Source organism: Mycobacterium sp. SMC-18 (assembly GCF_045310895.1).
GTDB lineage: Bacteria > Actinomycetota > Actinomycetes > Mycobacteriales > Mycobacteriaceae > Mycobacterium.
In genome coordinates, this window is sequence record NZ_JBJIAL010000006.1 from 17,311 (window position 1) to 33,590 (window position 16,280).

19 protein-coding genes are annotated in these 16,280 nt (G+C 67.9%); 9 read left to right on the forward strand and 10 right to left on the reverse strand.

The window, feature by feature from the left end:
- Positions 1-66 precede the first annotated feature (66 nt).
- Together ACJH6J_RS07155 and ACJH6J_RS07160 are read right to left on the reverse strand one after the other, a co-directional pair.
- Positions 67-933 (reverse strand): GNAT family N-acetyltransferase, encoded by an 867-nt coding sequence (locus ACJH6J_RS07155; protein WP_061001371.1) that lies wholly within the window; start codon positions 931-933, stop codon positions 67-69.
- Complete coding sequence (locus tag ACJH6J_RS07160) at positions 933-1,526, reverse strand: peptide deformylase (protein ID WP_061001370.1); 594 nt, start codon at positions 1,524-1,526, stop codon at positions 933-935. The genes ACJH6J_RS07155 and ACJH6J_RS07160 overlap by 1 nt, the downstream gene beginning before the upstream one ends.
- Before the next feature lie 161 nt (positions 1,527-1,687).
- Between ACJH6J_RS07160 and ACJH6J_RS07165 the strand changes: the two genes are divergently transcribed.
- From ACJH6J_RS07165 to ACJH6J_RS07190, 6 genes are all read left to right on the forward strand, one after another.
- Entirely contained in the window at positions 1,688-1,996 is a 309-nt protein-coding gene (locus ACJH6J_RS07165) for a DUF3263 domain-containing protein (protein ID WP_029105136.1), read from the forward strand.
- 41 nt (positions 1,997-2,037) lie between these two features.
- Positions 2,038-2,505, forward strand: a complete 468-nt coding sequence (locus tag ACJH6J_RS07170; RefSeq protein ID WP_061001369.1) for a LytR C-terminal domain-containing protein — start codon at positions 2,038-2,040, stop codon at positions 2,503-2,505.
- 10 nt (positions 2,506-2,515) lie between these two features.
- Complete coding sequence (gene sodC, locus ACJH6J_RS07175) at positions 2,516-3,235, forward strand: superoxide dismutase[Cu-Zn] (protein ID WP_064860084.1); 720 nt, start codon at positions 2,516-2,518, stop codon at positions 3,233-3,235.
- Complete coding sequence (locus ACJH6J_RS07180) at positions 3,216-4,364, forward strand: glutamate--cysteine ligase (protein WP_061001367.1); 1,149 nt, start codon at positions 3,216-3,218, stop codon at positions 4,362-4,364. The genes sodC and ACJH6J_RS07180 overlap by 20 nt, the downstream gene beginning before the upstream one ends.
- Positions 4,365-4,366: 2 nt before the next feature.
- Positions 4,367-5,002, forward strand: a complete 636-nt coding sequence (locus ACJH6J_RS07185; RefSeq protein ID WP_061001366.1) for an LON peptidase substrate-binding domain-containing protein — start codon at positions 4,367-4,369, stop codon at positions 5,000-5,002.
- An 81-nt stretch (positions 5,003-5,083) separates the two neighbouring features.
- Positions 5,084-6,397 carry a DUF4878 domain-containing protein gene (locus ACJH6J_RS07190; protein WP_061001365.1) on the forward strand — a complete coding sequence of 438 codons (1,314 nt, stop codon included), beginning with the start codon at positions 5,084-5,086 and terminating at the stop codon, positions 6,395-6,397.
- On the opposite strand, the gene ACJH6J_RS07195 is transcribed toward ACJH6J_RS07190, so the two are convergent.
- From ACJH6J_RS07195 to ACJH6J_RS07225, 7 genes are read right to left on the reverse strand one after another with little or no spacing between them, the layout of a single operon-like run.
- Positions 6,390-7,301 (reverse strand): class I SAM-dependent methyltransferase, encoded by a 912-nt coding sequence (locus ACJH6J_RS07195; RefSeq protein WP_061001364.1) that lies wholly within the window; start codon positions 7,299-7,301, stop codon positions 6,390-6,392. The two genes, ACJH6J_RS07190 and ACJH6J_RS07195, sit on opposite strands and share 8 nt — an antisense overlap.
- Complete coding sequence (mnhG, locus tag ACJH6J_RS07200; protein ID WP_135356082.1) at positions 7,288-7,623, reverse strand: monovalent cation/H(+) antiporter subunit G; 336 nt, start codon at positions 7,621-7,623, stop codon at positions 7,288-7,290. The genes ACJH6J_RS07195 and mnhG overlap by 14 nt, the downstream gene beginning before the upstream one ends.
- Complete coding sequence (locus ACJH6J_RS07205) at positions 7,620-7,895, reverse strand: monovalent cation/H+ antiporter complex subunit F (RefSeq protein ID WP_061001362.1); 276 nt, start codon at positions 7,893-7,895, stop codon at positions 7,620-7,622. The genes mnhG and ACJH6J_RS07205 overlap by 4 nt, the downstream gene beginning before the upstream one ends.
- Entirely contained in the window at positions 7,892-8,422 is a 531-nt protein-coding gene (locus ACJH6J_RS07210) for a Na+/H+ antiporter subunit E (protein ID WP_406803748.1), read from the reverse strand. The genes ACJH6J_RS07205 and ACJH6J_RS07210 overlap by 4 nt, the downstream gene beginning before the upstream one ends.
- Positions 8,419-10,011 (reverse strand): Na+/H+ antiporter subunit D, encoded by a 1,593-nt coding sequence (locus ACJH6J_RS07215; RefSeq protein WP_406803749.1) that lies wholly within the window; start codon positions 10,009-10,011, stop codon positions 8,419-8,421. The genes ACJH6J_RS07210 and ACJH6J_RS07215 overlap by 4 nt, the downstream gene beginning before the upstream one ends.
- Positions 10,008-10,481 (reverse strand): Na(+)/H(+) antiporter subunit C, encoded by a 474-nt coding sequence (locus ACJH6J_RS07220; protein ID WP_318986643.1) that lies wholly within the window; start codon positions 10,479-10,481, stop codon positions 10,008-10,010. The genes ACJH6J_RS07215 and ACJH6J_RS07220 overlap by 4 nt, the downstream gene beginning before the upstream one ends.
- A complete protein-coding gene (locus ACJH6J_RS07225; protein ID WP_406803750.1) occupies positions 10,478-13,312 on the reverse strand; it encodes a Na+/H+ antiporter subunit A in 2,835 nt (944 codons plus the stop codon). The genes ACJH6J_RS07220 and ACJH6J_RS07225 overlap by 4 nt, the downstream gene beginning before the upstream one ends.
- A 160-nt stretch (positions 13,313-13,472) precedes the next feature.
- Between ACJH6J_RS07225 and ACJH6J_RS07230 the strand changes: the two genes are divergently transcribed.
- Together ACJH6J_RS07230 and ACJH6J_RS07235 are read left to right on the forward strand one after the other, a co-directional pair.
- Positions 13,473-14,486, forward strand: a complete 1,014-nt coding sequence (locus ACJH6J_RS07230) for a VWA domain-containing protein (RefSeq protein WP_318986641.1) — start codon at positions 13,473-13,475, stop codon at positions 14,484-14,486.
- Between the two features lie 15 nt (positions 14,487-14,501).
- Positions 14,502-14,951 (forward strand): SRPBCC family protein, encoded by a 450-nt coding sequence (locus tag ACJH6J_RS07235; protein WP_318986640.1) that lies wholly within the window; start codon positions 14,502-14,504, stop codon positions 14,949-14,951.
- Here the strand turns inward: ACJH6J_RS07235 and ACJH6J_RS07240 are convergent, their stop codons facing one another.
- Positions 14,952-15,578: an LGFP repeat-containing protein gene (locus ACJH6J_RS07240; protein WP_406774292.1), complete on the reverse strand. Its 627-nt coding sequence runs from the start codon at positions 15,576-15,578 to the stop codon at positions 14,952-14,954.
- Positions 15,579-15,925: 347 nt separating this feature from the next.
- On the opposite strand from ACJH6J_RS07240, the gene ACJH6J_RS07245 reads away from it, so the two are divergent.
- A complete protein-coding gene (locus ACJH6J_RS07245) occupies positions 15,926-16,210 on the forward strand; it encodes a hypothetical protein (protein WP_167526427.1) in 285 nt (94 codons plus the stop codon).
- Positions 16,211-16,280 lie beyond the last annotated feature (70 nt).

The window sequence follows — 16,280 nt, forward strand, 5'->3', positions numbered from 1 at the left end:
GGTACCTGCCGAGGCCACGGTTTCCCGGGCGCCGACGATGTCGCGCGGGAAACCGTGGCCGCGGCGTTACAGGAGCACGTACCGCGACCGGTGATGCAGCCGGAAACCCATCGACTCGGCCAGCGCGATCGCCGGCGCGTTGTCGTCGGGAACCCGGACGTAGGCGTGCGTCGCGCCGCGGCCGGCGGCCCCGGCCACCAGCTCGGCACAGACGGCCCGGCCGAGTCCACGCCGGCGTTGCGGCTCGAGCACCGCGACGTCCGACAGCCCGGCCCACACCCTGCCGCCGGGCGCCGTGGTCACGGCGACCCGCCCGACCGCCGCGTCGGCCACCGTGGCGAATGCCACGTCTCCGTCGACGACGGTGCTGAGCAGCTCGACGGGCACGTCCTGTGCGTGAATCTCCAACCATCGGGCATCCGGATGCGAGGGCAATTCGGCATGGGTGGTGCCCGACAGTTCCATGGTGAGCACGCGATTCGGCTCGACGCCTTCGGAACGGACCGGCAGCAGCCGCTCCGGCAGCGCCACCCACGGTTGCAGTCCGTGTTCGGCGTACCAGTCGGCAATTGTCGGCAGGGTCGTCAAGTCCGACGAAAAGAGCAGCGGCACAGCCGAGTTGGTGCGCTTGTCCGTCCCGCCGGCGCGCAGCAACCAGCCGCCGGCCCAGTGCCGTTCGGTACCCGGCCAGGCCAGGGCGGCCGCGTGCTCGACCGCACGTATCTCTGAATTGCGCACCGGGGCGTGCGACAGCTCGCGCACCGACATCACCGCGGCCGGGCCGATCTCGACGCGCTCACCCGATTTGGTGCGCACCACCACGACCGGGGTGAGCGCCTCGAGGTGCCCGACGACGTCGGTGAAGGCCTGGGATTCGGGGCCGGCCTCGGGCAACCGGTAGCGTAACGAGACGCGGCTACCGACCGAAGGCATCAGTGCCCGAACGGGTCGTCGACCTCGCCCGGCATCCAGCTCAGCCCCGGCACGCCCCACTTGTTCGACTTGACCATCCGCTTGGCGGCCCGCGCGTTGCGGCCGATCAGGCAGTCGAGGTACAGGAAGCCATCGAGGTGACCGGTCTCGTGCTGCAGCATCCGGGCGAACAGACCGGTGCCCTCCAGCTCGACGGGCTTGCCGTCGGCGTCCAGACCGGTGACCTTGGCCCACGAGGCGCGGCCGGTCGGGAACGATTCGCCGGGAACCGACAGGCAGCCCTCGTCGTCGTAGTCCGGGTCGGGCATGGTCTCGGGGATCTCCGAGGTCTCCAGCACCGGGTTGATCACGACGCCGCGGCGCCGCGCGGTCTGGCCGCGGTCGTCGGCGCAGTCGTAGACGAACAGCCGAAGCCCGACACCGATCTGATTGGCGGCCAGGCCCACGCCGTTGGCCTTGTCCATCGTTTCGTACATGTCATCGATCAGCGCGGCGAGATCGGAAGGGAGGGAGCCGTCGGCGCCGACGGCCACCGGAGTGGTCGCGGTGTGCAGAACAGGGTCACCGACGATGCAGATTGGACGGACAGCCATGACGAGCAATCTTAATGATCCGACTCGCGGGTAACGATCACGGCTCAATACCGTCGGCCGTGGTTGAATGTTCGCCGAACCACTTGCAGCGTCCCAGATCCGTTGTGACGCACGAAACAGGCTGGCATATACCGAGATCAGAGAAAGGGTCCAGGGGCGAAATGGACGGCGCTATGGCGCGTACTGAGCGATCCGGGGACGACTCTGAGCTCGCTGACGGGTTGACCCGTCGCGAACACGACATTCTTGGTTTCGAACGTCAGTGGTGGAAATTCGCGGGTTCCAAAGAGGACGCCATCAAGGAACTGTTCTCGATGTCGGCGACCCGGTACTACCAGGTGCTCAACGCCCTGGTCGACCGGCCAGAGGCGCTGGCCGCGGACCCGATGCTGGTCAAGCGACTGCGCCGGCAGCGCGCCAGCCGACAGAAGGCCAAGGCTGCGCGTCGTCTCGGTTTCGAAATAACCTAGCTTTTCTGCCCTGAGGGTCCGCCTCGATAAGGTGGGGAGCAATGAATCAGCGAGAGTCTTCCGGACTGCCCCTGCGCGCCATGGTCATGGTGCTGTTGTTCCTCGGTGTCGTGTTCCTGCTGGTGGCGTTCCAGTCGCTGAGTTCAGACAGCAGCTCCGACTCGAGCTCGTCCAGCAGCTCCGCCAGTGCGACGTCCGCCACCGCCACCACGACGTCGACGACGCCCGCGCCCGCCAAGGCCGACGTCAAGGTGTTCAACATCTCTGAGGTTGCCGGCGCCGCGCAGACCGTCGCCAACAAGCTGCACGAGCAGCAGTGGAACGTCACCGAGACCGACAACCTCAGCGTGGACGCCCCGCCGCCCGCCACGACCGTGTATTTCGGTGACGCCGCAGGGGAGAAGGAAGCCGCCGAAGCGGTCGGCAAAATCCTCGACGCACCCGTCGAACCACGCATCCCAGCGCTCAATGACAAGGGACCGGGCGTCATCGTTCTGGTGACCGGTTAGGCTCTCGGGCATGCCGATCTCAGCCCCGATTCGCTTCCTCGCCGCCGCTGCGGTCATTGCACCCGTCGTCGCTGCGTGTGCGCCTCCCGGACAGGTCCCCGCAACCACTCCTGGCACCACGCCGGCGATCTGGACCGGCGTCGAGCACGCCCCGCAGGGCCACGGTGAAAAGGCCGGCGAGAAGGCGGCCCCGCAGGCCGCCCCGATCGGCGAGAAGCTGGTCACCGAGCTGAAGACCCCCGAGGGCACCACGGTCGCGACCGCCGAGTTCCTGTTCAACGGTGGGTTCGCCACGCTGACGGTCAAGACCACCTCCGGCGGCGTGCTGACGCCCGGATTCCACGGCCTGCACATCCACTCGGCCGGCAAGTGCGAGCCGAACTCGGTGGCGCCGACCGGTGGCGCCCCCGGCGACTTCCTGTCCGCCGGCGGACACTTCCAGGCTCCGGGCCACACCGGCTACCCGATGAGCGGTGATCTCGCCTCGCTGCAGGTCAAGGGCGACGGCACCGGCTCGCTGGTGACCACCACCGACGCCTTCACCGCCGAGCAGCTGCTCGCCGGCAACAAGACCGCGCTGATCATCCACGAGAAGGCCGACAACTTCGGCAACATCCCGGCTGACCGGTACCAGCAGATCCAGGGCGCCGCACCGGGGGCGGACGAGGCTTCGATGAACACCGGTGACTCCGGTAAGCGCGTGGCGTGCGGTGTCATCGCTGCCGGGTAGCGCGGACAGCCACACCCCACCGCGAATCGATTTCGCCGGGTCGCCACGGCCGACCCTCGGCGTCGAATGGGAGTTCGCCCTCGTCGATGCCCGCACACGCGACCTGAGCAACGAGGCCGCCGCGGTCATCGCCGAGATCGGCGAGACGCCGCATGTGCACAAGGAATTGCTGCGCAACACCGTTGAGGTGGTCACCGGTGTGTGCGACACCGCCGGCCAGGCCATGGACGATCTGCGGTCGACGCTCGGCCCGGTACGCCGGATCGTGCGCGACCGCGGCATGGAGCTGTTCTGCGCGGGCACTCACCCGTTCGCCGAGTGGGAGAGCCAGCAGCTCACCGAAGGGCAGCGCTACGCCGAACTGATCAAACGGACCCAGTGGTGGGGCCGGCAGATGCTGATCTGGGGCGTGCACGTCCACGTCGGGATTTCCTCGGCGCACAAGGTGATGCCGATCATCACGTCGTTGCTCAACCAGTACCCGCATCTGCTGGCGCTGTCGGCGTCGTCGCCGTACTGGGACGGTGAGGACACCGGCTACGCCAGCAACCGGGCCATGATGTTCCAGCAGCTGCCGACCGCGGGCCTGCCATTCCACTTTCAGAAGTGGTCTCACTTCGAGCGCTTCGTCTACGACCAGCGCAAGACCGGCATCATCGACCACATGAACGAAATCCGTTGGGACATCCGGCCGTCGCCGCATCTGGGCACGATCGAGGTCCGGATTTTCGACGGCGTGTCCAACATCGCCGAACTCGGTGCGCTGGTCGCGCTGACGCACTGCCTGATCGTCGATCTGGACCGCCGGCTCGACGCCGGCGAGCAGCTGCCGACCATGCCGCCCTGGCATGTGCAGGAAAACAAGTGGCGCGCAGCGCGGTACGGACTGGACGCCGAGATCATCCTGGATGCCGACAGCAACGAGCGGTTGGTCACCGAAGATCTGGACGAGCTGCTGAACCGGTTGGAACCGGTTGCGGCATCACTGAATTGCGCCGACGAGTTGGCCCGGGTCGTCGACATCTACACCCTGGGCGGCTCGTATCAACGCCAGCGCCGGGTCGCCGAGGAAACCGACGGGGATCTGCTGGAAGTCGTGGACGCGTTGGTGTCGGAGCTGGTGTTGTAGCCGTGCCCATCACGCCGATGTTCCCGCTGGAGTCCGCGCTGCTGCCCGGCGACGAACTGCCGCTGCGGATCTTCGAGCCGCGGTACGGCGAACTGGTGCGGGACTGCATGGCCGCCCCGGAGCAGGTGTTCGGCGTGGTGCTGATCTCGGCCGGCCGTGAAGTCGGCGGCGGCGACGCCCGGTGCTCGGTCGGGGCGCTCGCCCAGATCGACCGGTGCCAGCCGCAGGGCGTCGGCCGGTACATGCTGAGCTGCAGCGTGACCGACCGCATCCGAATAGTGCAGTGGCACAACGACGATCCGTATCCGCGGGCCGAAATCGAGCGGTGGCCCGACGAGCCCGGGCCGGTGGTCCCGGAGGCGTCCATCGTGGCGGTCGAGGACCGGATCATCGCGCTGTTCGAACGCATCGCGTCGGCGCAGGGCGCACGCCTGCGGGACCGGGCCTCGATCCTGGCCAGGACCGTCAAACCCGATGTGGGACAACGCCTCTACGCGCTGGCCGCACTACTGCCGATCGGCCAGGCCGACAAGTACTCCGTGCTGGCCGCGCCGAATGCCGCGGCCCGGCTGGACGCGCTCGAAGAAGCGGTCGAGAGTCTCACCGCGATGGTGGAATTCCAGCTGTCCGAGGAGTAGCGGCGGCCGTTCCGTGCAGGCAGGGGGGTGCGGCACCGCTTATCCTTGACACAGCTTGTTGTGTTACGGGGAGGGTTCACGATGACGGGTTGGCAGGGGAGCGGTTACAACGGTCCCAACCCAGGTGGCGGCGCGGGCAGGTCGTCCGACGAAGAAGAGACGGCGATTCACCAGACCACGCCACCGGCCGCCCCCGGATGGCCGCCGCAGACGCCGCCGCCGTTGAGTCAGCCGCCGGCCGGTCAGCAGCCGGCAGGCCCGCCGCAGACACCGGCGTGGGGCCAGCCGGCCGCGCCGCAGACCGGCGGCTGGGGCCAGCCGCCGAGCGCTCCCGGTACCGCCCCCATGGGCTGGCCAGGTGCCCCGGGTGCACCCGCAGGTGGCTACGGCGCCCAGCCGTTCGTCACCCCGCCGAAGAAGAACAAGGTGCCGCTGATCATCGCGGCCATCGTGGTGGTGCTCGTCGTACTGGGTGGTGGCATCTACTACGTCTACGACTCGTTCGGTTCGGGAGACAGCAGCGGCTCGAGCTCCGCCAGCGAGGTCGTCAAGGGCTACCTGGAGGCGCTGTCGAACGGCAATGCCGACATGGCGCTGTCCTTCAGCAACGACCAGCCGGCATCGAAGGAGTTCCTCTCCAGCGACGTGCTGAAGAAGCAGACCGCCGAATGGCCGATCAGTGACATCCGCATCCTGAACGAAGACAAGACCATGGAGTCCATCGGCCGCGCCGACGTCCATGTGGCGGCCAAGTTCGGTGACAAGAATTCCGACGCGACGATCCACGTCAAGAAGGAAGGCGGCAAATGGCAGCTGGCCCACGCCGCCGTCAAGGTCGATCTGTCGTCGCTGAGTAGTTCCAACAACGCCGCGGACAAGACGATGACGGTGTTCGGCAAGGAGATCGGCGAGGAATCGGCGATCTATGTGTTCCCCGGCTTCCTGGAACTCGGCAGCACGAGCCCGTACGTGACGGTCACCAACAGCAAGCCGCTGCTGCTCGACGCCATCGAAGGGTATTCGGCGAGCGCCTACCTGCAGCCGAAGTTCGCGCTCAACGACTCCGGCACCAAGACCATCACCAAGCTGCTGGATGCGGCGTACGGCAGCTGCTCGTCGTCGCGCTCACTGGTGCCGCCGGCGCCCTGCCCGGTGAAGCTGAATGATCGCGATCTGGTCGACGGCACCGTGACGTGGAGCCCGCCCGACATGAGCGCCGTCAAGGTCGGTGATCTGGACGAATACCGCATGGAGGTACGTATTTCCGGCGAGGTCCACTACGACGTGAGCGGCCAGGGCCGCAACGGCGGGACCAAGCGCGGCACGGTGACCTCGTACGTCACCGGCACCACCGCCGACGTCAGCGGCGAGCAGGTGAAGATCAAGTTCAACTGAGCTTGGCGTCCACGAACTCGCTGCCGATGTCCGGCACCTCGGCGGCGATTTCCGGCTTGTACCTGGTGGTGACCTCGACGGAGGTCTCGACGCGGGCCTGCCAGCCGTGGCGCGTCAGCCACTCGGCGACGTCCTCGCGCGGCTCCGGGTAGAAGAGCTCGGCGACGTCGGTCACCTGCTGACCGGCCTTGGCGGCTTCCTCGCGGATCGCATCCATGCGGGCTTTGCGGATGCGCTGGTTCTCTTCGCTGAAGTAGTTGGCGCCGAAGCCCTCGACGGCGGCGCGGCTACCGGGCGCGCTGAGTTCGTGGATGCGGTCGAACAACAGACCCTGGGCCTCGGCGGGCAGGTAGGGCAGCAGCCCCTCGGCGAGCCAGGCCGTCGGCTGGGCGGGGTCGAAACCACTTCGCTGCAAGGCTTCCGGCCAGTCCTGGCGGAGGTCGATGGGTACGCCGACGTGCCGGGCGACCGACTGAATGTCATGGGCGGCCAGGGTTTCCTCCTTGAACGCCAACACTTTCGGCTGGTCGATCTCGAAAACCACGGTGCCGTCCGGCCAGGGGAGTCGCCAGGCCCGTGCGTCCAGCCCCGCGGCCAGGATGACCACCTGGCGGATGCCGTCGGCGCTGGTCGACGCGAAGAACTCGTCGAACCATTTGGTGCGTGCTGCGGCATATGCCCACACCATGCGCATCCGTTGCGCCTGCGCCGAACCGGCAGCGCCGCCGGAGAACGACGAAGACCAGCCGGCCGCGGTGGCCGCGTCGATGAAGAGCTGCGCGTAGGGGTCGTCGAACAGTGGTTTCTCCGAAGCGGATTCGGCGGCCCGGGCCATCGCCACCCCCAACGCGGTGGCGCCCACGCTTTCGGTGATGTCCCAGGAATCGTCGTCAGTTCGCGCCATGGTCGTCCAATTCGTCGCGGATCAGAAGGTCGTCGCGGAAACTCTGTTCACGATAGGCGAGCTGGCCGACGCGGTTGGCCACCACCGGAGCGGTGATCAGGGTGAACAATCCGGCCAGGATCAGCATGCCGACGTCGGCGTGCCCGCGCAGGCGCAGCCCGGCCCCGGTCAGCACCAGCAGCAGTCCCAGCACCTGGGGCTTACTGGCGGCCTGCAGCCGTGACAGCGTGTCGGGGAAACGCACCACGCCGATGGCCGCCGTCAGTGCCAGCACCGATCCCGCGAGGACCAAAGCGCCTGTGACCACGTCGAATACGTTCATTGCGGCGGCTCCTGATCGGTGTCGCGGACACGGAACCGGGCCACGCTGACCGAGCCGACGAAGGTGATCAGGGCCAGCGCCGTCAAGCTGTAGGTCGCCGTGGTGTCGAGGCTGTATGCCGCCCACGTGCCGATGCCGCACATGGTGACGGCGACGAACGTGTCCAGCGCGACCAGGCGGTCCAGGGTGCCGGGGCCGGCCAGCAGCCGGAACACCGTGATGGCCGCGGCCGCGATCAGCAGTACGGCGGCGATGGTCCAGATGGTGTTCATGCGGGGTCCGCTTCCAAAGGCTGCCAATGGGATTCACGTTCGAACGAGGCGATCATCAACCGTTCCACCTCGGCGATCTGGCGGTGGAACTGCTGCACCGCGCGCTCGGAGCCGACGTCGAGGACGTGGACGTAGATCATCCGGCGCGCCTGATCGACCTCCAGCACGATCGAACCGGGGATGAGGTTGATGACGTTGACCGCCACTGCCAGCACCAGATCCGATTTGAGGGCGAGCCGCGCCCGGAGCACCGCGGTCAGCGGTGGGGGTCCGGGTCTCACCGCGAGCCACGCGAGTTGTATCGAGGACTGCACCAGGTAGTAGGCGACCTTGAGCACGAGCCACGCCAGTGACAGTGGATGGAGCCGGCCCGCCACCGGAACCTGTGGCAACGGCAGCAGCACCGTGATCAGCACGCCGACGGCGAGCCCGCCGAGGATGTTGGCAACGGAGATGTTGCCCCACAACAGAATCCACACGGCCATCAGCCAGACCAGGATGCCCACGCGCGGTAACCACTGCCTCATGGCGTCAACACCGCCGAAATGTACTGGCCGCGGTCGGTGACCTGGTCGGCGGCGCGTTCCGCGAACCCGAAGATGGGCCCTGCGAACACCGTCAGGGCGAGCCCCACCGCGATGAGAACCGCGGTCGGAGCCAGCATGCTGACGGGCATCCGGCCGACATCCGGCCGGTCGTCGACCGCCACATTCGCCACCGGTTCCAACAGGCCGGCCGGGGCCGCCGTGGACAGCATGCCCTCCGGCGCGTCGGCGCGGGCGCGCCAGAACGCGAGGGTCCACACACGCGCCATCACGTACAGCGTCAGCAGGCTGGTGACGACCGAACCGGCGACCAGCGCCCACGCCAGGACCGACGCGCTCGTCGCTCCCGCCTGCAGCAACGCCACCTTGCCGATGAAACCCGAGAACGGCGGAATGCCACCGAGATTCAGGGCCGGGACGATGAACACGAACGCCAGCAGCGGGCTGGCTGCCGCGAGTCCGCCGAGGCGCTGCAGCGTGGATGCCCCGGCCTGCCGCTCGATCAGTCCCACCACGAGGAAGAGCGTGGTCTGCACGACGATGTGGTGGGCCACGTAGTAGATGGCGCCGGCCATGCCGATCCGGTTGGACACCGCGATGCCGAACACCAGGTAACCGATATGGCTGACCAGGGTGAAGGACAGCAGCCGCTTGATGTCGCTCTGGGCCATGGCGCCGAAGATGCCGATCAACATGGTCAGCAGCGCCGCGACCATGAGCACGCCGTCCAGTGCGCCACCCGGGAACAGCAGGGTGTGGGCCCGGATGATCGCGTACACACCGACTTTGGTCAGCAGGCCGGCGAACACCGCGGTGACCGGCGCCGGGGCGGTGGGGTAGGAGTCGGGCAGCCATGCCGACAGCGGGAACACCGCCGCCTTGATGCCGAACGCCACCAGCAGCACCGCGAACAGCGCCGCGCGGGTGCCCGGCGTGATGCCGTCGAGCCGGTTCGCCAGCTCGGCCAGGTTCAGCGTGCCGGTGGCCGCGTAGATCAGGGCGATGCCGATCAGGAAGATCACCGACGACACCATCGACACCATGACGTAGCCGATGCCGGCGCGGACCCGCTCCTCGCTGGCACCGACGGTCAGCAGCACGAAGCTCGCGGCCAGCAGCACCTCGAAGCCGACGAACAGGTTGAACAGATCACCCGCGAGGAACGCGATGCACACGCCCGCCGACAGCACCAGGTAGGTCGGCAGGAAGATCGACACCGGCTGTTCGTCACCGCCGTCGCGGATCCCCTGCCCGATGGCGTACCAGACGACCGCCAGCAGCACGATCGAGGACACCACCAGCATCAGGGCCGAAAGCCGGTCGACGACAAGGACAATGCCGAGCGGTCCCATCCCGGGCTCGGTCTGACCCCAGCCGCCGACGTGGACGGCGACGGTGCCGCTGTGGTCGACGACGTAGACCAGCGCCGCGCAGACCGCCGTCACCGCAGCGAGCGCCACGACCGCGATGATCTGCTGCAGCCGCGGCCGGCGCCCCGCGAACAACGTCGTGGCGGCACCGAGGATCGGGATCAGCACGGGCAGCGGCGCCAGCACCGCACCCGCCGTCACGCCTGCTCCACCGGGTCGGCGGGCAGCGCGTCGAGTTCCGCGGGTGCGTCGGCGTCGGTGACGACGGCGGGCTTGCCGCGGTCCTCCTCGACCGCCGGGGTGTCGGTGGACGACAGCTGCACCACGCGGCTGTCCTCGGGGTCGTTGCCCACCTCTTCGACCGTGGTCAGGCGGTAGGCCCGATAGATGAGCGCCAGCACGAACGCGGCGACGCCCATCGTGATGACGATGGAAGTCAGCACCATGCCCTGCGCCAGCGGATCGGCGATCCCCGTCCGACCGTGGCTGGTGCGGCCGCGCACCGGCGGATTACCGGAGTCGCCACCCATCACCAGGATCAGCAGGTTCACCGCGTTGCCGATCAGCAACAGGCCCAACAGCATTCGGGTCAGGTTGCGCTCCAGCAGCAGGTACACACCGGTGCCGGTGAGACCGCCGATGAGCACGAGCGGGACGAGATAGGTCGTCATCGGGCGGCCGCCTCACGTGGTGCGTACAACTCTTCGTCGACTTTCGCTCCCAGGCTGCGCAGGATGTCCAGCACCAGGCCCACGACGATGAGGTACACGCCGAGGTCGAAGAACAGCGCCGTCACCACCTTCACCGAACCCAGCAGGGGCAGCGTGAATTTCACGACCGCGCTGGACAGCACCGGCGCACCGAGCAGCAGCGAGGCTGTCGCCGTCCCGGCGGACAGGGCCAGGCCGGCGCCCAGAATCTTCCCGGCGTCCAGCGGCAGCGTCTCGCCCAATTCGTAACGGCCGCCGGCGAGGTACCGAAGCACCAGCGCCAGACCGGCCGTCAGGCCGCCGGCGAAACCGCCGCCGGGCGTGTTGTGCCCGGCGAAGAAGAAGTACACCGACAGCACCATGATGAGCGGGAAGATCATGCGGGTCGCGACTTCGAGCACCAGGGACCGGTGCCGCGGATCGCGCAGGTCGCTGCCGCGCAGCCAGGTGATGTCGGGTGTCGGCCGGTAATCCTTCGGTACCCGGGGCGCCGAACCGAAACGCCTGTGCCGGAACACCATTGAAGCCACGCCCGTCGCGGCGACCAGCAGCACCGAGATTTCGCCGAGGGTGTCCCAGGCCCGGATGTCCACGAGTAGCACGTTGACGGTGTTGGCGCCGTGCCCGCGGTAGTACGCGGCGTCGGGCAGCAGTTCGGCCAGCGGCCGGGTGTGGCGGGCGGCCATGGCGTAGACCGCCAGCGCCGTCACCGACGCGCCGACAGCGGTGGCCAGCAGCGCGCGGGGGAGCCGGTGCCGCTTCATGTGGGCGGCGTCGGATTCGGCGGGCAGGGTGCGCAGCACCAGCAGGAAGACCACCAAAGTCAGTGTCTCGACCAGGAATTGGGTCAACGCCAGGTCCGGTGCCCCGTAGAAGATGTAGAGCGTGCCGCAGCCGTAACCGGTGACGCCGACGACCAGCACGGCCGCCAGACGGTTGCGCATCACCGTCGCGCTGACTGCCGCCGCCAGCACGATGAGGCCGACGACCACCTGCAGCGGCGAATTCCACAATTTCAGGTCGGGCTGGTCCCGCGGGCCCAGCAACAGCACCGCGATGGGCAGCACGGTCAGGGTGGACAGGATCATCGCCTGCGTCGTCGGGATCGAACCGCGCTGGGTGAACGCCGTCAACCGCACGGCGAAGCGGTCCGCGCCACGGATGGCCGCGTCGTACATCCGATCGGCGTTGCCCAGCGGTAGATAGGGCACCCGGATGCGCTCCAGTCGATGCCGCAGAGCGAACGCCGCCGCGCCGGCAGCGACGATCACGGCCGACAGCAGCAGCGGCATGTTGACGCCGTGCCACAGCGCCAGGTGGTACCCGGTACTGCCCGGCATGGTCGCGGTGTAGTCGGCGATGGCGTGGTCCAGCGCGTTCGGCAGCAACCCGAAGCCGAGGCCGGCGACGGCCAGGAAGCCCGGTGGCACCAGGAAACCGACGGTGGGCCGGTGCATCTCGGCGACGCGAATCGTGGGCTCGTCCTTGCCTTTACGCGCGAACGCCCCGTACAGGAACCGCAGGCTGTAGATCATGGTGAAGACCGACCCGAACGCCACCGTCGCCAGCACCAACGGGGCGGAGGCCCCCAACGTCGGGCTGTGCCACAGGGTTTCGAAATCGGCTTCCTTCGCGACGAAGCCGAGGAAGGGCGGCAGCCCGGCCATGCTGGCGGCCGCGGCGACGGCGATGCCCAGCAGCACGGGACTGCGTTGGCCGAGCCAGGCCAGCTTCCGGATGTCACGGGTGCCGGTGGCGTGGTCGATGATCCCGACGACCATGAACAGTGCGGCCTTGAACATGGCATGCGCGCACAGCATGGCGAGGCCGGCGAGCATCAGATCGCCACCGCCGGCGCCGACCATCACCGTGATCAACCCGAGCTGGCTCACCGTGCCGAAGGCCAGGATCAGCTTGAGGTCGTACTCGCGGACGGCGCGCCAACCCGCCAGCAGCAGCGTGACCAGACCCAGCGTCACGACCGTCGGCCGCCACGGCTGATGGTCGGCGAAACCGGGCGTCATGCGGGCGATGAGGTACACGCCCGCTTTCACCATGGCCGCCGCGTGCAGATAGGCGCTCACGGGCGTCGGCGCTGCCATGGCGCCCGGCAGCCAGAAATGCATCGGGACGATGGCCGACTTGGACAGCGCACCGATCAGCACCAGCACGACGGCCACCGACGACGTGGTGCCCGTCGGCGCGTTGGCGACGAGGTCCGACAGCCGGTAGGTGCCGGAGAGCGTGCCCAGCATGATGATGCCCGTCAGCATCGCCAGGCCGCCGAACGTGGTGACCAGCAGTGCCTGGGTGGCCGCGCGCCGGCTGGCGACGCGTTCGGCGTAGTGGCCGACGAGCAGGAACGACAGGATGGTCGTCAGCTCCCAGAACAGATACAGCAGCAGCGTGTTGTCGCTGCAGACCAGTCCGAACATGGCGCCCGAGAACGCCACGAGTTCGGCGGCGAAGCTGGGCAGCCGGTTCTCGGTGTGCCCGTCCGCGTGGTGGAAGTACTCGGCGCAGTACAGGAGCACGAGCGTGCCGACGCCCAGCACCAGCACCGACATGATCGCCGACAGCGAATCCAGCCGCAGCGTGATGTCCATGGACAGCTGCGGCACCCAGTCGATGTGCACCGTCTGCTCGCCGGTGCCGGGCCAGTTCGAAGCCAGCCAGACCAGGGAGCCGGCGGGCGCCAGCGCGAGCGGATAGAAAGCCCGCCGTCCCCAGCGTCGTACCAACAGTGGAGCGAGCACAGTGGCGATCGCGTGAACGTACAGAACGGTGAGCATGGGCCTCCGGCGGGTGTCGGGGACGGTCCGCGGCCAGCTTACGGGGCGGCTGTGACTGCCGTGGTCTGACGGTTGTCGCAGGCCACAGCCCCGCTACCGGGTGCACGATGCACCGACTCCTACACTTTTCACTTATGGTGACGAACGCGACGGGGCGCCGATGAGTCTTCCGGGAATCGGATCGGTGTCATTGTCGGGCTTCGCCCACCCCTGGTCGCTCCTGACCGCACTGTTACCCATCGCGTTGGTCGCCGCCTATCTCGCGGCACAGCGCAACCGCAGTGCCCGGCTTCGCAGCTATGCCGGCGACCAGCCGCGCACCGACGTCGTGCCCCTGCAGCCGACGCGCTGGCGGCACCTGCCGATGGTGTTCTCGGTGGCCGCGCTGCTGTCCCTGACCGTCGCTCTGGCCGCGCCCACCCACGAGATCAAGACCCCGCGCAACCGCGCGGTGATCATGCTGGTGATGGACGTCTCCCGGTCCATGGAGGCCGACGACGTCTCGCCGAGCCGGCTGGCCGCCGCGAAAGACGCCGCCAAACAGTTCGCGAAGAAGCTGACCCCCGGCGTGAACCTCGGTCTGGTCACGTTCTCCGGGAACACCAACCTGCTGGTGTCGCCGACCCCCGACCACAACGCGACCATCACCGCGCTGGACCACCTCACCGTCGACGACGGCACCGCGACCGGCGACGGCATCTTCGCGGCCCTGCGCGCGATCTCGACCCTGTCGGACGTGCTGGGTGGCAGTGGCAACACCGACAAGCCGCCGAAACGCATCGTGTTGCTGTCCGACGGCGCCGAGAACCGGCCGGGCAACCCGGACAGCCCGCACGGCGCGTACACCGCGGCGCGGACGTCCAAAGAGTCGGACACCCCGATCTCGACCATCGCGTTCGGGACCAAGGGCGGCAAGATCAAGGTCGACAATCAGAGCGTCAACGTCCCCGTCAACGACACCACGATGAAGCGGGTCGCCGAGCTGTCCGGCGGGCAGATGTACACGGCGGCCAAGATCGAGGACCTGAACAAGAGCTACGACGCCATTCAGCAGCAGATCGGCTACGAGATCATCCGCGGACCCGGTGGGACGGCATGGCTGCGCCTCGGCGTGTTTGCCCTGACGTGTGCGGTGATCTCCGCGCTGGTGATCAACCGGCGACTGCCGACATAGGGTTGAATATGACTCGTGGACAACGAAACTCGGGTAGTCAGCGCCAGCCGTGACATCGCCGCCCCGGCGGCGCGGATCTTCGAGCTGATCGCCGACCCCGCACAGCAGCCGCGGTGGGACGGCAACGACAACCTGGCGGAGGCGGCCGCCGGCCAACGCGTCCGCGGCGTGGGTGACGTGTTCGTCATGGGGCTGACCGTCGGCGCCGTCCGGGAGAACCACGTCGTCGAATTCGACGAGGGACGGCGCATCGCGTGGAAGCCGTCCGAACCCGGACTGCCGCAGCCGGGGCACCTGTGGCGCTGGGAACTCGAGCCCATCGACGACGGGCACACCCGCGTCACCCATACCTACGACTGGACCGCACTGACCGACGAGAAGCGGCTGAACCGGGCCAGGCAGACCTCCGCAGACTGGCTGCAGGCCTCGCTGGCCCGGCTCGCCGCGCTCGCCGAAGAGCAGTGACTACTGCTTGGGGGTGATGGTGGCCTTGAAGGTGCCGTCACCCTGGTTCAGCCAGGTGATGGTGCCCTTCTGGAACTCGCTGATCCAGCCGCCTTTGGGCACGTCCGGGCCGCCTGCGGTCTGCGCTTCATCGGTGGTGGGGAAGCCCAATTCGCCTCCCGCACCGCCCTTTTCGGTGTACTCGCGCAGAATTTCGCCCTGTACCAGATGGGCTCCGGTCGCGGGCGAGCTGAAGATGGTGCCTTTGGCGAAGGCCTGCACCGTACCGTCGCCGACCTTCTGGGGCTGAGCGGTCGGTAGGCCGAGGGCGGCCTCGCCGCCGGCCTTGTGGTACGCGTCGGCGATGGGGCCGTCGAGTTGTACCTCGCCGACGCCGGGTGCGTTGATGGACGAGGGTGGACCGGCCATCGCCGATGACGCGGCGCTCGACGCGGAGCTGGCCGCGGACGATGCCGCGCTGGCTCCCGAGCTGGCAGCGGATGATGCCGCACTCGCGCCGGAGCTGGCGGCCGACGACGCGGTGGAGCCGATGTCCTTGGTCTGCGAGCAGGCCACGACGGCGGCGCCGGTGACTGCGGCGATGCCGATGGCGGCGGCGGTGCGGCGGAACAGCAATTCGTTTTTCACGTGAAACTTCCCCTATGTATTCGACAGTGAAACGACTTCGCCATTGAAGTCCGAACCATTCCGACCGTATTGGTCACTGGTACGCCAAGTACTACTTTGAGGAAACGTTTAGGGTTGACAGCCACTGCCGCCTCATCGGCCTCAGTAGTTGCGCTATCGGCCCGAATTCTCATGCCTGCCTCATTGTTTGCTGGCATGGTGCGATGTCCCGATATCGGGCTAGATATCCCAGCAATGGAAATCGCTTGTCGGTATGCTGTGAGAAGCGAATCAGATTACGATCGCGATGCCCGTTTCTTCGTGGCTTCGGCCGTCGGGGCGAACGGAATGGACTAAGGAGAATCGGTATGACCACCGTTCGGCACTCGACCCGCAAGAAGATGGTGGCCGGCCTCGCCGTGACCGCCGGACTCGCCATGGGCCTGCTGTCTTCCTGCGGCGAGAAGGCCAAGGAAGAGCCGACCACCACCACGAGCACCACCACCACGACGTCGGCACCCGCCTCCTCGTCGCCGGTGACGCCGAGCGAGAAGGGCGGGCCCACCAAGGGTGGCAACTCGTTCTCCCCGACGGTGAAGGCTCCGGGACCGCAGACGGCGCTGCCGGGCAACGTCGTCACCGCTCCGCACTAAGACGGGAGCTCCATCCCAGTAGGTCGCCGATGCGCCGTACGGCGCATCGGCGCAGTACTGGTAGCCGCGG

Coding starts and splice junctions, on each gene's coding strand:
- ACJH6J_RS07160 (WP_061001370.1), bottom strand. CDS start 1,526: ATGGCTGTCCGTCCAATCTGCATCGTCGGTGACCCTGTTCTGCACACC.
- ACJH6J_RS07210 (WP_406803748.1), bottom strand. CDS start 8,422: ATGAGGCAGTGGTTACCGCGCGTGGGCATCCTGGTCTGGCTGATGGCC.
- ACJH6J_RS07205 (WP_061001362.1), bottom strand. CDS start 7,895: ATGAACACCATCTGGACCATCGCCGCCGTACTGCTGATCGCGGCCGCG.
- ACJH6J_RS07245 (WP_167526427.1), top strand. CDS start 15,926: ATGACCACCGTTCGGCACTCGACCCGCAAGAAGATGGTGGCCGGCCTC.
- ACJH6J_RS07190 (WP_061001365.1), top strand. CDS start 5,084: ATGACGGGTTGGCAGGGGAGCGGTTACAACGGTCCCAACCCAGGTGGC.
- ACJH6J_RS07195 (WP_061001364.1), bottom strand. CDS start 7,301: ATGGCGCGAACTGACGACGATTCCTGGGACATCACCGAAAGCGTGGGC.
- ACJH6J_RS07225 (WP_406803750.1), bottom strand. CDS start 13,312: ATGCTCACCGTTCTGTACGTTCACGCGATCGCCACTGTGCTCGCTCCA.
- ACJH6J_RS07170 (WP_061001369.1), top strand. CDS start 2,038: ATGAATCAGCGAGAGTCTTCCGGACTGCCCCTGCGCGCCATGGTCATG.
- ACJH6J_RS07155 (WP_061001371.1), bottom strand. CDS start 933: ATGCCTTCGGTCGGTAGCCGCGTCTCGTTACGCTACCGGTTGCCCGAG.
- mnhG (WP_135356082.1), bottom strand. CDS start 7,623: ATGAACGTATTCGACGTGGTCACAGGCGCTTTGGTCCTCGCGGGATCG.
- ACJH6J_RS07230 (WP_318986641.1), top strand. CDS start 13,473: ATGAGTCTTCCGGGAATCGGATCGGTGTCATTGTCGGGCTTCGCCCAC.
- ACJH6J_RS07165 (WP_029105136.1), top strand. CDS start 1,688: ATGGACGGCGCTATGGCGCGTACTGAGCGATCCGGGGACGACTCTGAG.
- sodC (WP_064860084.1), top strand. CDS start 2,516: ATGCCGATCTCAGCCCCGATTCGCTTCCTCGCCGCCGCTGCGGTCATT.
- ACJH6J_RS07220 (WP_318986643.1), bottom strand. CDS start 10,481: ATGACGACCTATCTCGTCCCGCTCGTGCTCATCGGCGGTCTCACCGGC.